We start from the raw sequence: 21,822 nt of genomic DNA, 5'->3' as shown, positions 1-21,822 counted from the left end.
AGGGGCAGGTGGAGGCGGGTCGCCGGTCTTCAAGATCGCGATTTGTGCGTGTCTTCACAAGCGCCTACTCTGTAGTTCCGACGCGTCCTGCTAGCACAGCCGGCAATCTCGGTCGCCAGCGGGAGTCCCGATACGGCAGGCCGCTTGAGCCGGCCGAGGATCGCACCGCACGGAGTCTCATGAGTCAGCAGCACCGTCACCCTGGCGCGTCCGGCCGCGCCGGTGCCGTACCGGCGCTCCCGGACCTGCCCGAGGCGACCGTCGCACGGCTGCCCGAATACCTCCGCGCCCTGCACAACCTCGCCGAGTCGGGTCACGAGACCGTCTCCAGCGAGGGCCTGGCCAGCGCCGCCGGGGTCAACTCCGCCAAGCTCCGCAAGGACCTGTCCCACCTCGGCTCCTACGGCACCCGCGGCGTCGGCTACGACGTCGCCCTGCTGGTCGAGCAGATCGAGTACGTGCTCGGGCTCACCCAGCGGCGGGCCGTCGCCCTGGTCGGGGTGGGTAATCTCGGTCACGCCCTCGCCGGCTACGACGGCTTCGCCAGCCGCGGCTTCCGCATCGCCGCCCTGCTGGACGCCGACCCGGGGCGGGTCGGCGAGGAGATCAACGGGCTGGTCGTGCGGCACGTCGACGAGCTGCCCCGCATCGCCGCCGAGGAGCCGATCGCGATCGGCGTGATCGCCACCCCGGCCCGGGCCGCGCAGGCGGTCGCCGACCAGCTCGTCGCCGTCGGCGTGACGAGCATCCTCAACTTCGCGCCGTGCGTACTCTCGGTCCCGGACGGGGTCGACGTGCGCAAGGTCGACCTCGCCATCGAGCTGCAGATCCTGTCCTTCCACGAGCACCGCAAGGCGTCCCTGACCGCGCTGCCCGCCGCCGGCGGCACCGCCCTCACCGCCCTGCCCGGCGGGCTCGCGGCCACCGACCCCCAGGAGGCGATCGGCACGTGAAACTGCTCGTCGTCGGCGCGTCCTACCGCACCGCTCCCGTCGCCACCCTGGAACAGCTGGCGGTCGGCCCGGCCGACCTCACCCGCACCCTGGACCGCCTGCTCGCCCAGCCGTACGTGAGCGAGGCGGTGCTGGTCTCCACCTGCAACCGGGTGGAGGTCTACGCCGCCGTGTCCGGTTTCCACGGCGGCCTCGGCGACGTCTGCGCCGTCCTCGCCGAGCAGGCCGGCACCCCGCCCGCGAGCCTGGCCAGCCACCTCTACGTGCACTACGACGCCGCCGCCGTCGACCACGTCTTCCGGGTCGCCGCCGGGCTGGACTCGATGGTCGTCGGCGAGGCCCAGATCCTCGGCCAGCTCCGCGACGCGTACCACTGGGCCAGCGGCGCCGACTCCGCCGGCCGGCTGCTGCACGAGCTGATGCAGCAGGCGCTGCGGGTGGGCAAGCGGGCGCACGCCGAGACCGGGATCGACCGGGCCGGCCAGAGCGTCGTCAGCGCCGCGCTCGACCTGGCCGCCGGCCACCTCGACGGCGCGCTCTCCGGCCGCCCGGCCCTCGTGGTGGGCGCCGGCGCGATGGGCGCGCTGGGCGTGGCGACGCTCTCCCGGCTCGGCGCGGGCCCGCTCACCGTGACCAACCGGGGGACCGACCGGGCAGTGCGACTGGCCGAGTCGTACGGGGCCAGCGCCGCGCCCATTGCCGGGCTGACCGACGTGCTCTCCACAGTGGACATCGTAGTGGCCGCCACCGCGGCCACCGAACCGGTCCTCACCCGCGAGGTGGTCGCCCGGGCCCTCGCCCGCCGCGACCCCGACCGGGGCCCGCTCGTGCTGCTCGACCTCGCCGTTCCCCGCGACGTCGAGGCTGGCGTGGCCGGGCTGCCCGGCGTCGAGGTGATCGACATCGACCGGATGGCGGCGGTCCTGGCCGGGGGCCCCGCCGCCGCCGAGGCCGCCGCCGTCGAACGGATCGTCACCGCCGAGGTCGAGTCGTTCCTCACCTGGCTGCGCGGCGCCGACGTGGCACCGACCGTGGCCGCCCTGCGTGGCCGGGCCGAGGACGTGGTCGCCACCGAGCTGCGCCGGCTGGCCCAACGCCGCCCCGACCTCAGCGACGACCAGCGCGCCGAGGTGGCCCGCACGGTGCACCGGGTCGTCCAGCGGCTGCTGCACCAGCCCACCGTGCGGGTCCGCCAGCTCGCCGCCGAGCCCGGCGGCGACCAGTATGCGGCGTTGCTGCGCGAGCTGTTCGACCTCCAGGTCCCGCAGACGTCCCCCGTCGACACCGTCCCCGACGTGGTCGACACCGACCCCACCCCGTATCCCGGAGGCGACAGATGACCGCCCCCCTGCGCCTCGGCACCCGGGGCAGCGCGCTGGCGATGGCCCAGTCCGGCCAGGTCGCCGCGGCGCTCACCGAGGCGACCGGCCGCCAGGTCGAACTCGTCGAGGTGGTCACCGCCGGCGACCGCTCGTCCGCCCCCGTGCACCGGCTCGGCGTCGGCGTCTTCGTCTCGGCGCTGCGCGACGCCCTGACCGCCCGCACCATCGACCTCGCCGTGCACTCCTACAAGGACCTGCCCACCGCGGCGGCCCCCGGGCTGCACGTCGCGGCGGTGCCGCCCCGCCAGGACCCGCGCGACGCGCTGGTCGCCAGGGGCGGGCGCACCCTCGCCGAGCTGCCGCCCGGCGCGGTGGTCGGCACGGGCGCGCTGCGCCGCATCGCCCAGCTGCACGCGCTCGGGCTGCAACTGGAGGTCACCCCGATCCGCGGCAACGTGGACACCCGCCTGGCGCGGGTCCTCGGCCCGGACGCCGACCTCGACGCGGTCGTCCTGGCCCGGGCCGGGCTGGCCCGGCTCGACCGGGCCGACGTGATCACCGAGACGCTCGACCCGATGCTCATGCTGCCCGCGCCCGCCCAGGGCGCGCTGGCCGTGGAGTGCCGGGCCGACGACACCGACCTGGTCGAGCTGCTCGCGGTGCTCGACCACGCACCGTCCCGGGCCGCGGTCGTCGCGGAACGGGCGCTGCTGGCCACCCTGGAGGCCGGGTGCAGCGCACCCGTCGCCGCCTATGCGGAACTCGCCGAAGGCGACGCCGGCGATGAGATCTACCTGCGCGGGGCGGTGATCAGCCCGGACGGCACGCGAGACCTCCGGCTGTCCCGCACCGGAACGCCCGCCGACGCGGCGGAGATCGGCAAGGCACTCGCCGCCGAACTCCTCGAACTCGGCGCCGACTCGATCCTCGGCCACGAAGGAAACGCCGGTCCGGGGACCCAGCAATTTGGGAGCACAGAATGACCCGCACCCGTAAGCCCGTCGGCCGTATCGCGTTCGTCGGGGCCGGCCCCGGCGACCCGGGCCTGCTGACCCGCCGGGCGCACGACGCCCTGGTCGACGCCGACCAGGTGGTATACGACCGGGGAGTCCCCGAGTCGCTGCTCGACGCCGTGCGCGCCCAGGCCAAGTCCGACGCCCAGTTCTCCCCGGCGGAGGGCGTGCCGGGTGACGTGGCGAAGGTGCTGATCTCGGCCGCGAGGTCCGGCCTGAACGCCGTGCACCTGGTCGCTGGCGACCCGTTCGGCCACGACTCCGTGGTCAAGGAGGTGCAGGCGGTCGCCCGGACCGCCGCGCACTTCGAGGTGGTGCCGGGCGTCGGCCAGGCCGAGGGCGTCGCCACCTACGCGGGCGTGCCGCTGCCGGGCGTACGCACCGCCGCCGACGTCGAGGACGTCACCACGCTGGACTTCGACGCGCTCGCCGCCGCCGTCGGCCGGGGCTCGCTGGCGCTCGCCGTGGACGCCGGCGACCTGGCCGCGATCCGCGACGGCCTGCTCGCCGCCGGGGTCGACGGCTCGACCGGCGTCGGGGTGACCGGCGACGGCACCGGGGAGACCCAGTACACGACCACGTCGACCGTGGACTCGTTCGTGGCGGCGGCGCTCGGCTTCACCGGCCGGGTCGTGCTCACCGTCGGCGAGGGCGTCGGCCAGCGCGACAAGATGAGCTGGTGGGAGAACCGCCCGCTGTACGGCTGGAAGGTGCTCGTCCCGCGCACCAAGGAGCAGGCCGGGGTGATGAGCGCGCGGCTGCGCGCGTACGGGGCGATCCCGTGCGAGGTGCCGACCATCGCGGTCGAGCCGCCGCGTACCCCCGCCCAGATGGAGCGGGCGGTCAAGGGCCTGGTCGACGGCAGGTACGCCTGGGTGGTCTTCACTTCGGTCAACGCCGTCCGCGCGGTGTGGGAGAAGTTCGCCGAGCACGGCCTGGACGCCCGGCACTTCGGCGGCGTCAAGATCGCCTGTATCGGCGAGGCCACCGCCGACGCCGTCCGCGCGTTCGGCATCCAGCCGGAGCTGGTCCCCGCCGGGGAGCAGTCCTCCGAGGGGCTGCTCGCCGAGTTCTCGCCGCACGACGAGATCCTCGACCCGGTGGGCCGGGTGCTGCTGCCGCGCGCCGACATCGCCACCGAGACCCTCGCCGCCGGGCTCACCGAGCGCGGCTGGGAGGTCGACGACGTGACCGCGTACCGCACGGTCCGGGCCGCCCCGCCGCCCGCCGAGATCCGCGACGCGATCAAGTCGGGCGGGTTCGACGCGGTGCTGTTCACCTCGTCCTCCACGGTCCGGAACCTGGTCGGCATCGCCGGGAAGCCGCACGCGCGCACGGTCGTCGCCGTCATCGGGCCCAAGACGGCGGAGACCGCGACGGAGTTCGGCCTGCGGGTCGACGTCCAGCCGCAGCACGCCTCGGTGCCCGACCTCGTGGAGGCGCTCGCCGCCTACGCCGTCGAGCTGCGCGAGAAGCTGGCCGCCATGCCGGCCAAGCAGCGCCGGGGCTCGAAGGTGCAGGGGCCGACCGCCCTGCGGTTCCGCTAGTCGCACCGGCCGCACAGCCAGCTCGCCCAGGGAGGCCCCGCATGCCGTACCCCGAGATCCGGCCCCGCCGGCTGCGCCGCAACGCGGCCGTGCGGCGGCTGGTCTCCGAGACCCGCGTCGACCCGGCCGAGCTGGTCGTGCCGATGTTCGTCAAGGAAGGGCTGACCGAGCCGCGGCAGATCGCGTCGCTCCCGGGGGTGCTCCAGCACTCCCGGGACTCGCTGCGCAAGGCCGCCGCCGAGGCGGTCCAGGCCGGCGTGGGCGGGATCATGCTCTTCGGGGTGCCCGAGCGGCGCGACCCGACCGGCTCCGGCGGCATCGACCCGGGCGGCATCCTCAACGTCGCCATCGCCGACGTGGTCGCCGAGGTGGGCGACGCGACCGTGGTGATGAGCGACCTGTGCCTGGACGAGTTCACCTCGCACGGGCACTGCGGCCTGCTCACCCCCGACGGCGAGGTGGACAACGACGCCACCCTCGCCGCGTACGCCGAGATGGCGGTGGCCCAGGCCGCCGCCGGGGTCGGGGTGGTCGGCCCGTCCGGGATGATGGACGGCCAGGTGGGCGTGGTCCGCCGGGCCCTAGACGCCGCCGGCCACACCGACGTGGCGGTGCTCGCGTACGCGGCGAAGTACGCCTCCGCGTTCTACGGCCCGTTCCGGGACGCGGTGGAGTCGTGCCTCGACGGGGACCGGCGCACCTACCAGCAGGACCCGGCGAACCTGCGGGAGTCCCTGCGCGAGGTGGCCCTGGACGTCGCCGAGGGCGCCGACATCGTGATGGTCAAGCCGGCCCTGCCCTACCTCGACGTGGTGGCGGCGGTGCGCGCGGCGGTCGACGTCCCGGTCGCCGCCTACCAGGTCTCCGGCGAGTACGCGATGGTCGAGGCGGCCGCCGCCAACGGCTGGATCGACCGGGAGCGGGTCATGCTGGAGACGCTGACGTCGATCCGGCGCGCCGGGGCGCAGATCATCCTCACCTACTGGGCGGTCGAGGCCGCCCGCCTGCTCCGCGACCGTTACTGAGCGCATCTGGGCTGTGCGCCCCGCTTCCCCTCTACGGCTTATGTCTCTTTTGTGCGCCCTCCTCGCCCGACCCCACCCCCTTCTTTTGCCTCCTTTGCTCTGCACCCACGGGCGCAATCCTCACCTAGGGTGACTGCTGCGTCGGCGGGTGCAGAGCAAAGGGCTCGCGAGGAGTGGTCGCCGGCACCTGGACCGGCCACCGCCCCGCCAGCAGCCCGGTTATCCACAGCCGCGCGGGGCGGGGTTGCGACCGGCCCGCGCGGCCGGGGAACGTGAACCCATGGCAGCCCACATCGCGCCACAGCAGCCCGACGACGCCCCCGGCGGCGACGTCGAGCCCGGTGACCCGACCGGCGGCGACCCGACAGGCGGTGATCCGACAGGCGGCGAGGCCACGGACGCCGAGCCGGCAGCCAGCCGGCCCGCAGCCCGCGAGGAGCCGCCGGCGCTGCTGACCGAGCCGTTCGACATCCCGTGGCCGGCAGCCGGCATCATCCGGGCCGTGCGGCGGCGGGCCGACGCCAGCCAACGCGAGCTGGCCGCGTACGCCGGGGTGCACCCGTCCACGATCGGGCGGATCGAGGCCGGCGCGCTGACCCCCAGCATCGCCATGCTGCGCCGGCTCCTCGCGGCGGCGGGCTTCCGGCTGGCCGTGGTGGACGAGTTCGGCCGGGTGCTCCAGCCGATGCGCGACCGCGACGACGCCCGGGACGGGGCCGAGCGCCGCTACCCGTCGCACCTGGACACCATTCTCGACCCCGAGCCGGGGGAGTGGTGGGCAGACGTCTACGGGCTGGCCCGTCCGCCGGAGACCTTCTACCGCAACCGCGCCTACCGGGACGCGATGCGTCGCCGCAGCCGGTGGGAGGTCCGGGTCGCGAAGCTCCGGCACGTGCCGCCACCGCCGCGCGCCGTCCCCCCGGACGGCTGACGGCCCGCCGCCCGGCCAGGAGCCGGGCGACGGGCCGCCGTGGAGCCGTCGGGCCGGTCAGTCGTCGTCGGTGATGGTGCCGACGGCCAGCGGATCGGCCAGGTGCAGGCCGGGCACGCCGGCCACCAGCAGGTTCACCTTCTCGTCGGCCTCCCGCTTGCGGTCACCGCGCACGGTGACCGTGAAGGTCAGCGAGGTCTGCCCGGCTGCCAGGACCTTGCAGCCGACGTACGGCTCGTAGTCCGCCCCGGCCTGCGCCGTGGTGCCGTAGGTGGCGGCGCAGATCAGGGCCGGCTGCGACAGCGGCCGGGACACGGTGACGGTGAAGGCGAGCGGGCGGGTGCCCTTGTCGCCCTCGACCACCGTGGCGTCGGCGACGCTCAGCGACGCGCGGGAGCGGAACCGGGCCACCTGCGGGTCGTGGTCGCTGGAGCCGCGCGACCCGTCCCCGGTGAACTCCGCCGGCCAGTCGGCGTTGACGTGCGCCGCCCGCACCTGGACCAGGTCGTCGCGCAGCGCGTCGTTGACGAACAGGTGGTCCAGCGTCTGCGCCTGCCCCTCGAAGCTGTACGAGTACGCCGACGACGGCACCTCGGCGACCAGGTCGTCCCACAGGCTGTGCAGGCCCGCGTCGTACAGCGCGGCGAGCTGGTCCGACGGGGTCGGGTCGGCCCCGGTGGCGATCGGGTCGTCGGGGCGGGGGAAGACGTTCAGGTCCCCGCCGTACACCACCCGGGAGTTCCGGTCCGCGTTGTGGATCGCGGTGACCAACGCGGCGCCGTAGCGGGCCTGCTCGGTGCGCTGCCCGACCCGGCTGTCCGGCCCGGACGAGAAGTGGTTGCTCAGCGCCCACAGGTGGTAGCCCTCGGAGCCGCCCGGGGTCGCCTTGACCCAGAACTTGCCGAGCTGCGGGGCCCGCGTGTAGACGTTGTTGCCGTCCTTGCCGGTGGAGGTGTCGGTGTCGGCCGGCAGCACCGCGTTGAGCGCCTTCGGGTTCTGCACGTCCGCGTTGGACGGCAGCCCCGCCGACCGGTACGGCACCGCCGGCGCGGAGCCGAGCAGCGGGTCGGTGGCGGTCGCCTCGGCCAGCGAGAGTCGGTCCGTGCGGTAGAGGAACCCGGCGGTGATGCCCCGGGCGTCCGCGCCGGTCCGGTCGTACGCGGCGGCGTACGTGGGCCCGCCCGCGGCGGCCACGGCCAGCGCCAGCTCCTGGAGGGTGTCCGGCGCGCCGTCGGCGTCGTTCGTGTCGCCGCACACCAGCGCGCCCCCGGTCACGGAGCAGATGTCCTGGTCCTCGGCCTCCTGCACCAGGATCAGGTCCGGCGAGTGCAGATCGGTGCGGATCTGGTCGGCGAGCGCCGTCAGGTGCTCCCGGTAGTCGGCCTCGCTGGCCGGCACGTAGTCGAACGGCGGGCTGACCCCGGTGCAGCCGGCGTTGCCGGTGAAGTCGCAGCCGTCGAACGGGTCGTCCCGGTAGTCGTACAGGTTCTCCACGTTGTACGTGGCGACCGCGATCTCCCGCGACCGGTCGGCCGGCTGCGGCGGGTTGTTCTTCGACGGGTCGGCCCCGGCCGCGAAGGCGGCCTGCTCGACCTGGACGCCGTACTTCTCGAACGCGTAGTAGAGCGCGCCGTACGCGTCCCCGGTGAGGGTGTCGAAGGTCCGGGCCGGCGGCAGCAGGGCGGCGTTGTCCCCGGCGGTCGCCTTGACGCCCATGGCGCCCAGCATGATCCGCTGCCCGTTGCCGTCGTCGAAGCGGCGGGTCGCGTCGTTGTCCAGCGGGTGCGCGTCGCGGAACACCCGGCGGGCGTACGCGTCGGCGCGGCCGAGCAGCGGGTCGTCCCGGTCGACCACCCACACCTCGGAGTCGGCCGTGGACGCGAACACGGCCCGGCCGCTCACCGCGCCGCTGCCGGCCCGGACCCGCACCCGGGCCCCCTCGTGCCGCTCCCAGAACCGCTGCGCGGCGGCCAGGTCGGCCGGGGGCACCGCGTCGGCGACGGCGACGACGGAGTTCACGTCGAGGCCGGACGCGATCCTGGTGACCAGCGAGGCCCCGGAGAGCTGGGTCATGTTGTAGTACTCGGACACCCGGGCCCGCAGCACCACCTCGTCGCCCACCGTCGGCACGTAGCCGCCGATCAGCGAGGTGAACGAGCCCATGAAGACGAAGATGCCGTCGGAGGAGGACGGGTCGCCGTCGCTCGCGTCCGCGCGGCTCTGGAGGAAGAAGCCGTGCTGGTCGGCCCCGGCCGACGTCCGGGCCAGGGTGCGCTGGGTGATCACGCCCCGCACGTCGTACAACGTGCTGCTCGTGCCGTTGCCGGAGGCCGGCGCGAGCGGCGACCGGTCGGCCGGGCCGGACTCGGCGTCGGTGGTCGGGCCCTGCACCTCCCCGACGGTCAGCTCCCGGGTCACGGTCACGGCCAGCGCGCAGGTCGCGGTGCCGCCGTCCGTGTCGGTCGCGGTCACCGTCACGGTGTACGCCCCGGCGGCCAGGTCGGCGCTGGTGGCGATCGTGGCGCGGGCGGTGCCGCCGACGGCGTCGGCCGGGGTGAAGGCGGTGCGGCTGATCGTGCCCGTGGCCGGGGCCGGCTCGACCGAGGTGACCGCCAGGCCGACGATCGTGTCGTCCGGGTCGGTGGCGGTCACCTCCCGGCTGGCGGCGGTGCCGGCGGCGGTGGTCAGCGCCCCGCCGCAGGTGACGGTGGCGGGCTGGTCGACGGGGCCGCCGCCGTCGACGGTGTGCGCGCCCAGCCCGTCGAACGTGTCGGTGGCGTAGCCGGCCCACTGGGCGGCCGGGTCGAAGGCGTCCGACGGGTCGGTGTCGCCGGAGGTGACCGTGGGCAGCCGCCGCAGCGTGTTGTCGGCGGTGCTGGTCAGGCCGCTGCCCCACTCGGTGCCCGGGTCGACGCCGACCTGGCCGATCGAGTCGACGACGGTGCTGCCGCCCCGACGCAGCACGATCGCGTCGTCGCCGTTGAAGAGGCTGGCGGTGGTCGTCTGGTCGGCCTGGGCGAGGACCGCCGGCGCGGCCGAGGCGGCGGCGAACACGAACGTGTCGCCCGCGGCGACCGTCCCGGTCAGGGCCAGGGTGGTGGCCGTGGTGTTGCCGTTGAAGTAGAGCAGGAGCTGGTAGCCGCCGGCGGTGAGGTCGACGGGGGCACCGGTGCCGTTGTAGAGCTCGATCGCCTTGTTGTTCGACGAGCCTTCGACGTACTCCGAGATGAAAAGGTCGGTGGGCGCGGCGCTGGCCGCGGTGGGTGCGACGCCGATGACCGGGATGGTGACGGCTACGGCGGTCGCGAGCGCGGCAGTTCTGCGGCGCGGGCGCATGGGGCCTCCACGATGGGTGGACGTGAACGAACGCACGTTAAGCGGCGGCGCTGTCCGCCGTCCATCCCCCACGGGGCGCTTTGGTGAATAGCCGACTCAGCCGCCGAGGCGGTGCACCAGCTCGGCGACGTCCACGCCGTATTCGCACCACTCCCGGTCCGGTTGGTAGCCCAGCTCGGCATTGACCTTCAGCATCGCCTCGTTGGCCTGGGCGTTCCAGGTCTGCACCTCGGTCAGCGTGGGCTCGGCGGAGCGCAGCTCCAGCAGCATCCGGGCCTTGATCGCCCGGTCGATGCCGTAGCCCCGGTGCTCCTGCACCACGATCGTGTCGTACTGGTCGGCCCGGGTCGGGTGCTGCGCCGGCACCACCACCTCGGTCAGCCCGGCCACCTCGCCGGTGCGGTCGTGGGTGGCGACCACGATGTACGGCTTCATGCCGCGCCGGTGCAGCGTGGCCAGGCTGTCCCGCAGCCGCTGCGGGTCGTAGGAGCTGGGGCGCAGCTCGCCGTCGTCCACGTCGCGCACCTCGGCCTTCGCCCGCGCGTACGCCTCGATCAGGTCGTCCGGCGGGCCGCCCGGGCAGAACCGCACCTGGTAGCCCGCGCCGACGCCCGTGGCCATCTCGGCCAGCGCCGACCAGTCCACCCCGGACAGGTCGAGCACGCTGCGGGTCTCCACGTATTCCCGGGAGAAGCCCAACGCCTCGTAGAACGCCACCGCCGGGGTGCCGCCGACGACCTCGACCCCGATCGACTGGAAGCCCTCCTGGTAGACCCGGCGGGCGGCCACCCGGGTCAGGTCCCGGCCCAGGCCGGTGCGGCGCACCGACGGATGCACCAGCACCTCCAGGACGCCGATGTCGCCGAGCAACAGCACGTGGACGTGGCCGAGGATCGGCCCGGGGCCGCCCCCGGCGGCCGGCTCGGCCTGGGCCACCCAGGCGAGCCGCCGCTCGCCGGGCATCACCTCGGAGAGGTATTCCCGCAGGTGGCTCCCCTGCCACGGCGGATCCTGCGGGAGGTCGGCCGCCAGCACCGCGTTCAGCGTGTCCAGCAGCGACGCGAGCTCGGCGGGCGACGCGGTCCGGGGGTCCCATTCGCGCACCATCACCCGTCTAGCTTGCCGCTTACGGCAGCTTGACGGAAGTGTCCAGTTCTCGGATGCGCCCGGTTTCTCCCGCGAGGCCGGCGGCCACCTCACGGGCGGCGGCTGGCCAGCCCGTATTCGTTGGCCTTGTCGAAGACGTCCTGGGCGTAACGGCGCACGTCGTTGTACGACAGGATGGCCCCCCACCAGTCGCCGGGGACCGTCATGTTCCGGCCGCCCTTGCACAGGTAGTTGCCGGCGGCCAGGGCCGCGTCGTCCAGGTCGTGCGGGTTCTTGCGCCCGTCGTTGTCGGCGTCGGCGCCGATCTCCTGCCAGGTCGTCGGGATGAACTGCATGGGCCCGATCGCCCGGTCGTAGACGGTGTCCTTGTCGTAGAGCCCCCGGTCGGTGTCGGTGATCCGCTGCCGCCCGCCCTGGCCGTCGAGCGGGTCGCCGATGATTTCCGGGAGCGCCTGCCCGTCGGGACCCAGGGTCGCGCCGTTGGCCTGGCCGTGGCGCGACTCGACATAGCCGATCGCGGCGAGGGTGGTCCAGCTCAGCCGGCAGCCCGGGGTGGTCTGGGCGAGCGCCAGCTCGGCGTACCCGTACGCCTGCATGGCCACCGGCGAGATGCCGACCTTCGCCCCGGTCTGCTGGGCCCAGGCGGCGAGCGCGTCCGCCGGCCGGCCGGTCGGCGCCGGCACGACCGGTCCCGCGCTCGCGCCGGGCACCGCCGTCGCGCCGGGCGGCAGCGGGGTGGCCGACCCGCCGGGCAGCAGCCCGCCCTGCGGGGTCGCCGTGCCGGCCCCCGGGGTGCCGGCGGTGCCGTCCACCGCCACCGGGCGGGACTTCGGCGCGGACGCCGGCACCAGCAGCGCCCCGGCGGCGGCGGTCCCGGCGACCAGCACGAGCAGGAACAGGCCGGGCAGCGTGAGCCGGCCGCTCGGGCGGCGGGACCAGGCCCGGGTGGCGCGGGCGGCGGCGACTGCCGCCTGCCGGGGCGGGGGCATGCGCACGGCGTGGGCGAACGGCACCCGACGCCGCCGGGCCACCCCGGTCGGCTTCTCGGCCTCCGACTTCTTCGCCGCCTCGGGCCCGGCGGGCTTCGCCGCCCCCGCCTTGGGCTGCTCCGCCTTGGGCTGCTCGGCGTCGGGCTGCTCCGCCCCGGGCTGCTTCGCCGCATCGGGCTCGGCCGGCGTCGCCGGCTCCGGCTCGGCAGCTTCCTTCGCCGTCGGCTCGGTGGCCGGCTCGGTCGCCGCCGGCTCGGCCGGCTGCTTCGGCTCCGGCCCGGCCGGGTCCGGCTTCTTCGGCTCCGGCTCGGCCTGCGGCGGGGAGTCGGCGGGCGGCTCGCCGCGCAGCCAGGGCCGGCGGGGGCGGGGCACCCGGGCACGCGGCGGCGCGCCGCCCGGATCGTCGGGCGGCGCGGCCGGTCGCAGGGCCCTGGCCGCCGGTCTGTCCTCGCCGTCCACCACCCGTCGAGTATCACCCATGCCCCGCCCGGAGTCAGGCCCGGTCGTACCCTGGTGCCATGCCCCGGTACGAGTTCCGCTGTCGCGCGTGCGGCGACACCTTCGAGGTCAACCGTCCGATGGCGCAGGCCGGTGAGCCGGCGTCCTGCCCGAGCGGGCACGCCGACACCGTCAAGCTCCTGTCCACCGTGGCCGTGACCGGCCGTGGCGGCGGCGCGGGTCCGGCTGCGCCGGCCCCCTCCGCGGGCGGTGGTGGCGGTTGCTGCGGTGGCGGGTGCGGCTGCTGACCCGGCCCCGACCGGCCCCGGCGCACCGGGGCGACCCGCCCCGGCCGGCCTGCCCCGACGGGGCCGTACCGGCCCGGGTCCTGCCGTTTCCGGCCCCGGTTGGCACCTTGGGGTGGATTGCGCCCATCCGTTCTCACGATGCGTGACGGCCCGACCATAGGGCAGCATGTACCCGTCGTCACGGGGGCGGAGGTTCGACGTATGACGTCAGGGGTCCACCTCCCGAGCGGTTGGGTGACCTTCGTGTTCACCGACATCGAAGGTTCGACGCGCCTGGCCCAGCTGCTCGGTCCCGGGTACCGTCCGGTGCTGCGGGAGCATCGCAGGCTGCTGCGGGACACCCTGGCCCGCACCGACGGCGCGGAGCTGCTCACCGAGGGCGACTCGTTCTTCATCGCCTTCCCCGACGCGGGTGCCGCGCTCACCGCCTGCCTCACCGCGCAGCGCGCGCTCGCGACGCACGACTGGCCGGCCCCGGAGGCCGCGCCCCGCGTCCGGATGGGCCTGCACACGGGCTGGGCGGAGCCCCGCGACGGTGAGTACGCCAGCCACGAGGTGCACCGGGCCGCCCGGGTGGCCGCCGCCGCCCACGGCGGGCAGGTGCTCTGCTCGGCGGCCACCGCGCGGCTCGCCTCCCCGCTGCCGGCGGGGGCGTCCCTGCTGGACCTCGGCCTGCACCGGCTGCGTGGCTTCGACGACCGGGAAAGGCTGTTCCAGCTGATCGCGCCCGGCCTGGAGCGGCAGTTCCCCCGCCCGCGCACCGCCGACGCGGTGGCGCACAACCTGCCGACCCAGGTCACCTCGTTCGTCGGCCGGGAGACGGAGCGGGCGGAGCTGCGCCGGCTGACCGCCGGGCACCGGCTGGTGACCGTCCTCGGCGCCGGCGGGGCCGGCAAGACCCGGCTCGCCGTCGAGCTGGCGGCCGGCATGGTGGAGGAATATCCGGACGGCGTCTGGTTCGTCGACATCGCCACGGTGACCGACCCGGGGCTGGTGGCGTTCGCGGTCGCCGCCGTGCTCGGGCTGCGTCCAGAGCCCGGCCGCCGGATGGTCGACACCCTCGTCGAGTACGCCGCGGCCCGTCGGATGCTGATCCTGCTGGACACCTGCGACGCCCAGCCGGCCGCCTGCGCCGAGCTGATCTCCCTGCTGCTCGCCGGCGGGGGCGGGGTCCGGGTGCTGGCCACCAGCCGCGAGTCGTTCGGCCTGCCCGGCGAGGTGGTGTGGCGGATCCCGCCGCTGTCCGTGGAGCCCCGGCCGGGCGGCGCGGAGAGCGACGCGGTGGCGCTGCTGCTGGCCCGCACGGCGGCGGCCCGGGGCGGCCGGGAGCCGGCCCCGGTCGAGTCGGCCGACCTGCGGCGGGTGGTACGCCAGCTCGACGGCCTGCCGCTCGCCATCGAGCTGGCCGCCGCCCGGCTGCGGGTGCTCTCCGTCGGGCAGCTCGCCGAGCGCCTCGACGACGTGCTCGGAACCCTCGACGCCGGCCGGGACGCCGCCCCGCAGCCGCCCCGGGACGAGCTCGGCTGGACGGGCAACCAGCAGGACACCGTCGACCTGGTGGCGGCGTCCCGGGGCAAAGCCCCGCCCACCCCGGCGACCCGTGCCGTGCAGCGGTCGGCCGCCGAGCGGCACCTCACCATGCAGGCCACCGTCACGTGGTCGTACCGGACGCTCGGGCCCCGGGCGGCCCGGCTGCTGCGCTGGCTGGCGGTCTTCGCCGGCCCGGTGGACCTGCCGACGGTGGAGTGGCTGCTCGACGACGACCCGCTGGACCCGCTGTCGGTGCTGGTGGACAAGTCGATGATCCTGGCCGAGCCGCACGCGTCGGGCAGCACGTACCGGATGCTCGACCCGATCCGGGCGTACGCGGCGCGGCGGCTGGCCCAGGCGGGCGAGGAGCGGGCGGCCCGGGACCGGCACCTGGCCTGGTCGACGCGCGCCCTGCGGCGGGCCCACCTCGGGCCGGACGGCCGGCCGACGACCCTGTCCCTGTACGCCCTCGACCCGCTCGCCGGCGAGGTGCGCGCCGCGCTGCGCTGGTGCACGACCGGCGGCAGCGCGCGGGACGGGCTGCGCCTGGCCGGGGGCCTGGACCAGTGGTGGCGGGAGCGCGGGCTGGCCCGGGAGGGACGCCTCTGGCTGTTCCGGCTCTACGGCCGGATGGCCGAGACCGGGGAGCACGTGCCGGACGCCGAGCTGGCCGCCGCGTACTACATGCACTCGCTGCACGCCGGCGCGGACGGCGAGTTCGCGGAGGAGCTGCGCTACTCGCAGCAGGCCGAGGCGGCGGCCCGGCGGGCCGGCGACGCCGGGCTGCTGGCCCGGGTGCTGGCCGGGCGGGCCGCCCCGCTGGTCGACATGGGGCAGTTCGCCGACGCCGAGCGGGCCTGCCGGGAGGTCATCGCCTGGGCGCACGAGCGGGAGGTGGCGGGGGACGCCCTGTTCGCGGTGCTCAGCCTCGCCGAGCTGCTCTGGCGGCGCGGCGCGCTGGCGGAGGCCGCGGAGCTGCTCGGCGCGGCCCGCCCGGTCGAGGCGGCCCGCCCGGCGGACCGGGGGCGTCGGTCGGTGGACATGCTGCTCGGCATGGTGGCGCTGGCCCGGGGCGACCTGGTGGCCGCACACGAGCACCTGCTCGTGGCGTTGCGGTCCCGGATGAGCCACGGCTTCCACCGCCGGGCCTGCGACACGCTGCACGCGATCGCGGTGCGCTGCGCGGCCGGCGGCGACCCGCTGACCGCCGCCCGGCTCTTCGGCGCGGCGCAGGCGACCCGGGAGAGCCTGCGGTCGACCCCGGGCATCTACGGGGCGTACTGGCTGGAACGGCAGGCCGCGCTGCGCCGGGAGATGGGCGACGTGGCCTTCGACGAGGCGTACGCGCAGGGGAGCGAGCTGCGCCTGGAGGAGGCGGCGGCGCTGGCCCTGGCGGTGGAGCACCCCGACCTGGGGGTGGACTCGACGCGCTTCGCGGCCACCGGGCTGCCGACGCCCGCCCCCGCGCACCCCGCCGAGGGCTGCTGTTAGGAGGGGACCCCTGCTATGCAGAATGCGTTGACAGGGGGCCCTTCCTTGCGGCTCAGCGCTCGGCGGCCGCCTTCATGCGGGCTGCCCGGTCGATGTCGGCCTGCCGGACCGCCGCGAGGGAACCGAAGATGCTGACTGCCTCGTAGTAGGTCCAGGCGAGGCTGTAGCAGGCGGGCCGGACCACCGAGCTGTAGGTGGCGCAGACCCGCTTGAGGTCCTCGTAGAAGGCGCTGTCCACCCGGGCCTTGTTGGCCGGGAACTGCGCCATCTCCTTGTAGTTGCGGTAGCCGAAGTCGTGCCGCTGGCAGGGGAGCTTGAAGTTGAACCCGAGCGGGTTGTCCGGGCTGGACGAGCAGTAGTCGGTGGACCAGTTGAAGGCGTACTCGGCCCAGGCGGACTGGTCCTGCCGGGCCGAGTTCCAGCTGTTGTAGCTGCTGGCGCTGGTCTGCGTCCAGCTCGACAGCACGCCGAGCTTCTGGCTGGTGCTGACGGCGGCGGTCGCGGGGGAGGCGACCGCGAGCGCCGCGAGCAGGGCGAGCGCGCCGGAGGCGAGGACTGTGGCGAGGCGTCTGGGCACGGGGGGACCTCCGCGGGGATGTGCGGTGTGGCTGGTTACCGGCGGGTCACCGGATTCGACAAGTGTCGATCACACTGCGGAGGGCCGAGTACGTCATAAACCAACATCTGGTGACATCAGTTGAAACAGACGAATGCCCCGGACGCTGGGGCGCCCGGGGCACTCGTCCGTTCCGCCAGCCCTCAGCGCACGAAGCGCGGCGGGCTGACGGGGCTCTCGTTGGACAGCCGGTCCAGCGCCGTCACGTGGTACGTGTACCGCGCGCCGGCCTCGGCGGTGACGTCCACCCAGGACTGGGTCGCGCCGGGGGTGGCCCGGACGGTGCCGACCAGGTGGGACGCGTCGGCGAAGCCGCACGCCCCGGCCGGGCCGGTCCCGTCGAACCGGTAGACCGCGTACGCCGCGGCCCGGCCCAGCGGGCCCGCGCCGTCGGCCGGCTGCCGCCAGCTCAACCGCACCCCGTCGGCCTGCCGCTGCGCGCCGGTGACCACCGGGGGCAGCAGCGGCCTCGCCGGCAGGTGCGGCATCGCCGGGACCAGGGCGGGGCGGGAGTAGTGCTCGGCGGCGTAGAGGTCGGTCGCCCCGAGCCGGTTCGCCCGCACCTGCACGGCCGAGAAGTGCACGTTGCCCAGCACCTCCGGGTACGCCCGGTTGAGCGTCAGGTGGTCGGACAGCTCGCGCGGGTTCTGCCAGTACGACCCGTACGCCGGGTCGCCGCTCTTGTAGTCGGCCTGGCCGACGTAGAGCTGCACGCGGGTGCCGCGCACCGTCTCGGCCCACCACGGCACCAGCCGGGCGTAGTCGGCCGCCGGGTACTGGCCGATGTACCAGTAGAGCTGCGGCACGATGTAGTCGATCCACTCCTGCTTGACCCACTTGCGGGTGTCGGCGGAGATGATGTCGTACGACTGGCTGCCGGTGGTGTCCGAGCCGTTCGGGTCGGCCGACGCGTTGCGCCAGATGCCGAACGGGCTGACCCCGAACTTCACCCACGGCTTCGCCGCCTTGATCCTGCCGTTCATCTCCTGGATCAGCAGGTCGATGTTGTCCCGCCGCCAGTCGGCCCGGTCGGTGAAGCCCCGGTTGTACGCCGCGAAGGTGGCGTCGTCGGGCACCTGGTAGGTGCCGCTGGGGTAGGGGTAGAAGTAGTCGTCGAAGTGCACACCGTCGATGTCGTAGCGGGTGACGGCGTCCATCATGGCGGTCTGGACGAACTCGCGGACCGCCGGGACGCCGGGGTCGTAGTAGAGCCGGCTGCCGGCGACGCCGGCCGGCGGGTAGGCGAACGTCCACTCGGGGTGCTGGCGGGCCGGGTGGCCGGGCGCGAGCTGGGTGAGGTCCGCGCCCGCGCCGCCGGGGGCCGGCATGGAGATTCGGTACGGGTTGAACCAGGCGTGGAACTCCAGGTTGCGCCTGTGCGCCTCGTCGACGAGGAACGCCAACGGGTCCCAGCCCGGGTCCTGCCCGCGCACCCCGGTCAGGTACTCCGACCACGGCTCGTACGGCGACGGCCAGAACGCGTCGGCGGTGGGCCGGACCTGCACGACGACCGCGTTGTGGTGCAGCCGTTGCGCCAGGTCGAGCCAGCCCAGGTATTCGGCCCGCTGGGCGGCGATGCGGTCCGGGGCGGTCTGCGACGCCTTGGTCGGCCAGTCGATGTTGACCACCGACGAGATCCACATGGCCCGGAACTGCCGCTTCGGGGTGGCCGGGTCGGTGGCGCAGGAGGCGGTGGCGCGGGACTGCGTGGCGGTGCCGTTGCCGTTCGCAGCCGCGGAGGCGGCGGTCGGTGGGGCGGCGGCGAGCGCGCCGAGCAGGGCCACGGCCAGCCCGGCGGCCCTGAGCCGAGTTGCCTTCATCCGGTGCGTCCCTTCGGTGGGCTCGGCGGACGGGCGCGATGCCTGCTGCGGCAAGAAACCGCCGCAGCGAATCTGACCCTGGTAGGAAATTTTCACATCGGGCGGGCCGGCGCAAGACCCCCGCCCGGATCGGCGCCCCTCCGGAGTGGAACGCCGCCGGGGCGCGCGGCGGAACGTGACCGTATCGACACCCAAAGTCGTGATTCGTGGGCCGCCGCGCTGGGTAGCTTCGCCGGTCACCGGCCGCCACGGTGGTGGTCGCACGGTGGGAGGGGTGAGCGCGGTGTCGGTGCTGCGTACCAAACCGATCAAGGACGTGATAGCCCAGGGCGAGGCGGACGGTGAGGGCGGCGGCCCCGGCCTCAAGCGCCGACTCGGCGCGCGTGACCTCACCGGCTTCGGCATCGGCATCGTCATCGGCACCGGGATCTTCACGCTCACCGGCATCGAGGCCCGCGACAGCGCCGGTCCCGGCGTGGTGATCTCCTTCGCCATCGCGGGCGTGGTCGCGCTGCTCGCCGCCCTCTGCTACGCCGAGCTGGCCTCCAGCGTGCCGACCGCCGGCAGCGCCTACACCTACGCCTACGCGACGATGGGCGAGATCGTCGCCTGGATCATCGGCTGGGACCTGCTGCTGGAGTTCGCCCTCGGCGCGGCGGTGGTGGCCCGCGGCTGGTCCGGCTACCTCGCCGAGCTGCTCGGCCTGCCCACCGCCTGGTTCGGCGAGGAGGGCAGCATCGTCAACGTCGGCGCGATCGCCGTCGTGCTGCTGCTCGGCGTCGTGGCGATCGTCGGCATCCGCGAGTCCGCCCGGGTCACCAACCTGCTCGTGCTGGTCAAGGTGGCCATCTGCGTCTTCATCGTGGTCGCCGGCCTGTTCTTCGTGAAGGCCGCGAACCTCACCCCGTTCATCCCGCCGGCCGAGCCCGCCGGGGCCGGCGACGACGGGATCAAGCAGCCCGTCACCCAGGCGCTGTTCGGGCTGGAGCCGTCCGTGTTCGGGTTCGTCGGCGTCCTCAGCGCCGCCGCCGTGGTCTTCTTCGCGTACACCGGCTTCGAGGCCGTGGCCAACCTCGGCGAGGAGACCCGCCGGCCCAAGCGCGACCTCACCCTCGGCCTGCTCGGCACGCTGCTGGTCTCCACCGTGCTCTACATCGGCGTCTCGCTGGTCGTCGTCGGCATGGTCCCCTACACCGAGATCGACCGGGGCGCGCCGATCGCGTCCGCCTTCAACGCGGTCGGGGCCGAGTGGGCCGGCATCCTCGTCTCCATCGCCGCCGTCGCCGGCCTGACCAGCGTCATCCTCGTGGACCTGGTGGCCATGGGCCGGATCGGCTTCGCCATCAGCCGCGACGGGCTGATCCCGCCGTCGGTGGCGAAGGTGCACCCGCGCTTCGGCACCCCGTACCGGATCTCGGCCGTCATGACGGTGGCCGTGGCGCTGCTCGCCGGCTTCCTGCCGCTGTCGGCCCTGGCCGACCTGGTCAGCATCGGCGCGCTCTGCGCGTTCGTGCTGGTCTCGGTGGCCGTGCCGATCCTGCGCCGCAAGCGCCCCGACCTGGAGCGGCCGTTCCGGGTGCCGTTCTCCCCGGTGCTGCCGATCGTCTCCGCACTGGCCTGCCTCTACCTGATGCTCAACCTGTCGGTGGAGACCTGGATCCGGTTCCTGATCTGGATGGCGCTCGGCGGGATCATCTACTTCGGCTACGGCTACCGCCGCAACCGCCTGGCGCGCAAGGAAGGGCCCCCTGTTAACGCCTGAGGTAGAGAAGGGCCCCCTTCTCACCCCCGCCGCCCGGCGCTACGCGGCGGCGGGGGCGGGGGCGGGGGCGAAGCGCAGCAGGTTCCAGGAGACCGCCGGCAGCAGCACCGCGCAGCGGCCCCCGTCGGGAGCGGGGGCCGCCAGCTCCCGGGGCGCGACCCGGTCGGGCTCGGCCTCGGTGTTGACGGCGTCCGGGTCGGCTGCGGCGGCGAGGGTGAGGTGGGCCGCCCCGGTCAGGGCGGGCAGGCCGCGCAGGTCCAGGTCGAGGGGGAGGTCGGCGGGGCCCCGGTTGACCGCGAGCACGGTCAGCGCGCCGGTCTCCTCGTCGTGTAGGGCCACGGTGTCCAGCACCGGGACGTCCCCGTAGCGCTTCGTGGCGTACGTCGGGCAGACCGGCTCGGTGCGCAGCACGGTGCCCCGGGCGTGGCGGGCGGTGAGGGCGAACGGGTGGAAGATGCTCTGCCGCCAGGCGGGACCGCCGGTGCGGGTGCGGATCGGGGCGATCACGTTGGCGAGCTGCGCCTGGCAGGCCACGCCGACCCGGTCGGCGTGCCGGAGCAGGGTGATCAGCAGGTCGCCGACCACCACCGCGTCGACGGCGGTGTAGTCGTCCTCGATGAGGGTGGGGGCCTCGACCCAGCCGCGCCGGTCCAGGTCGGCCTGGAGGCGGGACTGGTACCAGACGTTCCACTCGTCGAACGAGATCTTCAGCTTGCGCCGGTGCCGCTGCTTCGCCGCCACGTGGTCGGCGGTGGCGACCACCTCCGCGATGAAGTGGTCCATGTCGACGGCCGAGGCCAGGATGCTGGCCCGGTCGCCGTCGGCGGGATCGTAGTAGGTGTGCGCGGAGATGTAGTCCACGTGCTCGTAGGTGTGCTCCAGCACCGTCGCCTCCCAGGAGGCGAAGGTCGGCATGCCCCGGCCGGAGCTGCCGCAGGCCACCAGGCTGACCGAGGGGTCAATCAGCTTCATCGCGCGGGCGGTCTCGGCGGCGAGCCGGCCGTACTCGTCGGCGGTCTTGTGCCCGACCTGCCACGGGCCGTCCAGCTCGTTGCCCAGGCACCACAGCCGCACCCCGTAGGGCTCGGGCGCGCCGTGGGCGCGGCGCAGGTCCGACAGCCGGGTGCCGCCGGGGTGGTTGGCGTATTCCAGCAGGTCGCAGGCCTCCTGCACGCCCCGGGTGCCGAGGTTGACGGCCATCATCGGCTCGACGCCGGCCGCCTTCGCCCAGGTCATGAACTCGTCGAGGCCGAAGGCGTTGGTCTCGATCGTCTTCCAGGCGAGGTCGAGCCGGCGGGGCCGGTCGGCGACGGGGCCGACGCCGTCCTCCCAGCGGTAGCCGGAGACGAAGTTGCCGCCGGGGTAGCGGACCACGGAGACGCCCAGCTCCCGGGTCAGCTCCAGCACGTCGCCGCGCAGGCCGTGCGGGTCGGCGGTGGGGTGGCCGGGCTCGTAGATCCCGCCGTAGACGCAGCGCCCCAGGTGCTCGACGAAGGACCCGAAGATCCGCCGGTCGGCCGGCCCGATCGCGAAGGCCGGGTCGATGGTCAGCTTCGCGGTCACCGGGAAATCCACCTTTCGTCGCCGTCCCGTCGGTTCTATAACGTTGTACTCAACGCTGTAAAGGGGCGGCG

At 74.6% G+C, this 21,822-nt stretch carries 15 protein-coding genes; 9 read left to right on the top strand and 6 right to left on the bottom strand.

From position 1 onward, the window contains the following. Positions 1 to 179: 179 nt before the first annotated feature. From O7628_RS08875 to O7628_RS08850, 6 genes are all read left to right on the top strand, one after another. Positions 180 to 953, top strand: coding sequence for a redox-sensing transcriptional repressor Rex (locus tag O7628_RS08875; protein WP_278129506.1), 774 nt, complete (start codon positions 180 to 182; stop codon positions 951 to 953). Further along, the gene (locus O7628_RS08870; RefSeq protein ID WP_278129504.1) at positions 950 to 2,293 is read left to right on the top strand and encodes a glutamyl-tRNA reductase; all 1,344 of its coding nucleotides are present in this window, start codon (positions 950 to 952) and stop codon (positions 2,291 to 2,293) included. Before O7628_RS08875 ends, O7628_RS08870 begins: the two co-directional genes overlap by 4 nt. Then, complete coding sequence (gene hemC / locus O7628_RS08865; RefSeq protein WP_278129502.1) at positions 2,290 to 3,258, top strand: hydroxymethylbilane synthase; 969 nt, start codon at positions 2,290 to 2,292, stop codon at positions 3,256 to 3,258. The genes O7628_RS08870 and hemC overlap by 4 nt, the downstream gene beginning before the upstream one ends. Next, positions 3,255 to 4,835 carry a uroporphyrinogen-III synthase gene (locus O7628_RS08860; protein ID WP_278129500.1) on the top strand — a complete coding sequence of 527 codons (1,581 nt, stop codon included), beginning with the start codon at positions 3,255 to 3,257 and terminating at the stop codon, positions 4,833 to 4,835. Before hemC ends, O7628_RS08860 begins: the two co-directional genes overlap by 4 nt. A gap of 41 nt (positions 4,836 to 4,876) precedes the next feature. Beyond that, complete coding sequence (gene hemB / locus O7628_RS08855) at positions 4,877 to 5,860, top strand: porphobilinogen synthase (RefSeq protein ID WP_178066504.1); 984 nt, start codon at positions 4,877 to 4,879, stop codon at positions 5,858 to 5,860. Between the two features lie 280 nt (positions 5,861 to 6,140). After that, a complete protein-coding gene (locus O7628_RS08850; RefSeq protein ID WP_278129497.1) occupies positions 6,141 to 6,791 on the top strand; it encodes a helix-turn-helix transcriptional regulator in 651 nt (216 codons plus the stop codon). Between the two features lie 57 nt (positions 6,792 to 6,848). Here the strand turns inward: O7628_RS08850 and O7628_RS08845 are convergent, their stop codons facing one another. The 3 genes from O7628_RS08845 to O7628_RS08835 form a co-directional block, all read right to left on the bottom strand. Beyond that, entirely contained in the window at positions 6,849 to 10,127 is a 3,279-nt protein-coding gene (locus O7628_RS08845) for a lamin tail domain-containing protein (protein ID WP_278129495.1), read from the bottom strand. Positions 10,128 to 10,223: 96 nt separating this feature from the next. Further along, complete coding sequence (locus O7628_RS08840; protein ID WP_278136261.1) at positions 10,224 to 11,234, bottom strand: GNAT family N-acetyltransferase; 1,011 nt, start codon at positions 11,232 to 11,234, stop codon at positions 10,224 to 10,226. 89 nt (positions 11,235 to 11,323) lie between these two features. Further along, entirely contained in the window at positions 11,324 to 12,685 is a 1,362-nt protein-coding gene (locus O7628_RS08835; RefSeq protein WP_278129493.1) for a lytic murein transglycosylase, read from the bottom strand. Positions 12,686 to 12,741: 56 nt separating this feature from the next. On the opposite strand from O7628_RS08835, the gene O7628_RS08830 reads away from it, so the two are divergent. Both O7628_RS08830 and O7628_RS08825 read left to right on the top strand, forming a co-directional pair. Beyond that, entirely contained in the window at positions 12,742 to 12,969 is a 228-nt protein-coding gene (locus O7628_RS08830) for a zinc ribbon domain-containing protein (protein ID WP_074472443.1), read from the top strand. 201 nt (positions 12,970 to 13,170) lie between these two features. Beyond that, positions 13,171 to 15,990 carry an adenylate/guanylate cyclase domain-containing protein gene (locus tag O7628_RS08825; protein ID WP_278129488.1) on the top strand — a complete coding sequence of 940 codons (2,820 nt, stop codon included), beginning with the start codon at positions 13,171 to 13,173 and terminating at the stop codon, positions 15,988 to 15,990. Positions 15,991 to 16,042: 52 nt separating this feature from the next. Here O7628_RS08825 and O7628_RS08820 read toward each other — a convergent pair whose 3' ends face one another. Continuing rightward, complete coding sequence (locus tag O7628_RS08820; protein ID WP_278129486.1) at positions 16,043 to 16,567, bottom strand: phospholipase; 525 nt, start codon at positions 16,565 to 16,567, stop codon at positions 16,043 to 16,045. 182 nt (positions 16,568 to 16,749) lie between these two features. Next, on the bottom strand, positions 16,750 to 18,426 hold the full coding sequence (locus O7628_RS08815; protein ID WP_278129484.1) for a family 10 glycosylhydrolase: 1,677 nt from the start codon (positions 18,424 to 18,426) through the stop codon (positions 16,750 to 16,752). Positions 18,427 to 18,709: 283 nt separating this feature from the next. On the opposite strand from O7628_RS08815, the gene O7628_RS08810 reads away from it, so the two are divergent. After that, entirely contained in the window at positions 18,710 to 20,188 is a 1,479-nt protein-coding gene (locus O7628_RS08810) for an amino acid permease (RefSeq protein ID WP_347405229.1), read from the top strand. A gap of 39 nt (positions 20,189 to 20,227) precedes the next feature. On the opposite strand, the gene O7628_RS08805 is transcribed toward O7628_RS08810, so the two are convergent. Beyond that, positions 20,228 to 21,751, bottom strand: coding sequence for an alpha-N-arabinofuranosidase (locus O7628_RS08805; RefSeq protein ID WP_278129481.1), 1,524 nt, complete (start codon positions 21,749 to 21,751; stop codon positions 20,228 to 20,230). Positions 21,752 to 21,822: the final 71 nt, after the last annotated feature.

The sequence above is a fragment of the Micromonospora sp. WMMD956 genome (assembly GCF_029626125.1).
Classification (GTDB): Bacteria; Actinomycetota; Actinomycetes; order Mycobacteriales; family Micromonosporaceae; genus Micromonospora; species Micromonospora carbonacea.
The sequence above is the reverse complement of the archived record's forward strand: the minus strand, read 5'-3'. Positions and strand labels throughout refer to the sequence as shown.

Coding starts and splice junctions, on each gene's coding strand:
- hemB (WP_178066504.1), top strand. CDS start 4,877: ATGCCGTACCCCGAGATCCGGCCCCGCCGGCTGCGCCGCAACGCGGCC.
- hemC (WP_278129502.1), top strand. CDS start 2,290: ATGACCGCCCCCCTGCGCCTCGGCACCCGGGGCAGCGCGCTGGCGATG.
- O7628_RS08840 (WP_278136261.1), bottom strand. CDS start 11,234: ATGGTGCGCGAATGGGACCCCCGGACCGCGTCGCCCGCCGAGCTCGCG.
- O7628_RS08860 (WP_278129500.1), top strand. CDS start 3,255: ATGACCCGCACCCGTAAGCCCGTCGGCCGTATCGCGTTCGTCGGGGCC.
- O7628_RS08825 (WP_278129488.1), top strand. CDS start 13,171: ATGACGTCAGGGGTCCACCTCCCGAGCGGTTGGGTGACCTTCGTGTTC.
- O7628_RS08815 (WP_278129484.1), bottom strand. CDS start 18,426: ATGAAGGCAACTCGGCTCAGGGCCGCCGGGCTGGCCGTGGCCCTGCTC.
- O7628_RS08845 (WP_278129495.1), bottom strand. CDS start 10,127: ATGCGCCCGCGCCGCAGAACTGCCGCGCTCGCGACCGCCGTAGCCGTC.
- O7628_RS08830 (WP_074472443.1), top strand. CDS start 12,742: ATGCCCCGGTACGAGTTCCGCTGTCGCGCGTGCGGCGACACCTTCGAG.
- O7628_RS08850 (WP_278129497.1), top strand. CDS start 6,141: ATGGCAGCCCACATCGCGCCACAGCAGCCCGACGACGCCCCCGGCGGC.
- O7628_RS08875 (WP_278129506.1), top strand. CDS start 180: ATGAGTCAGCAGCACCGTCACCCTGGCGCGTCCGGCCGCGCCGGTGCC.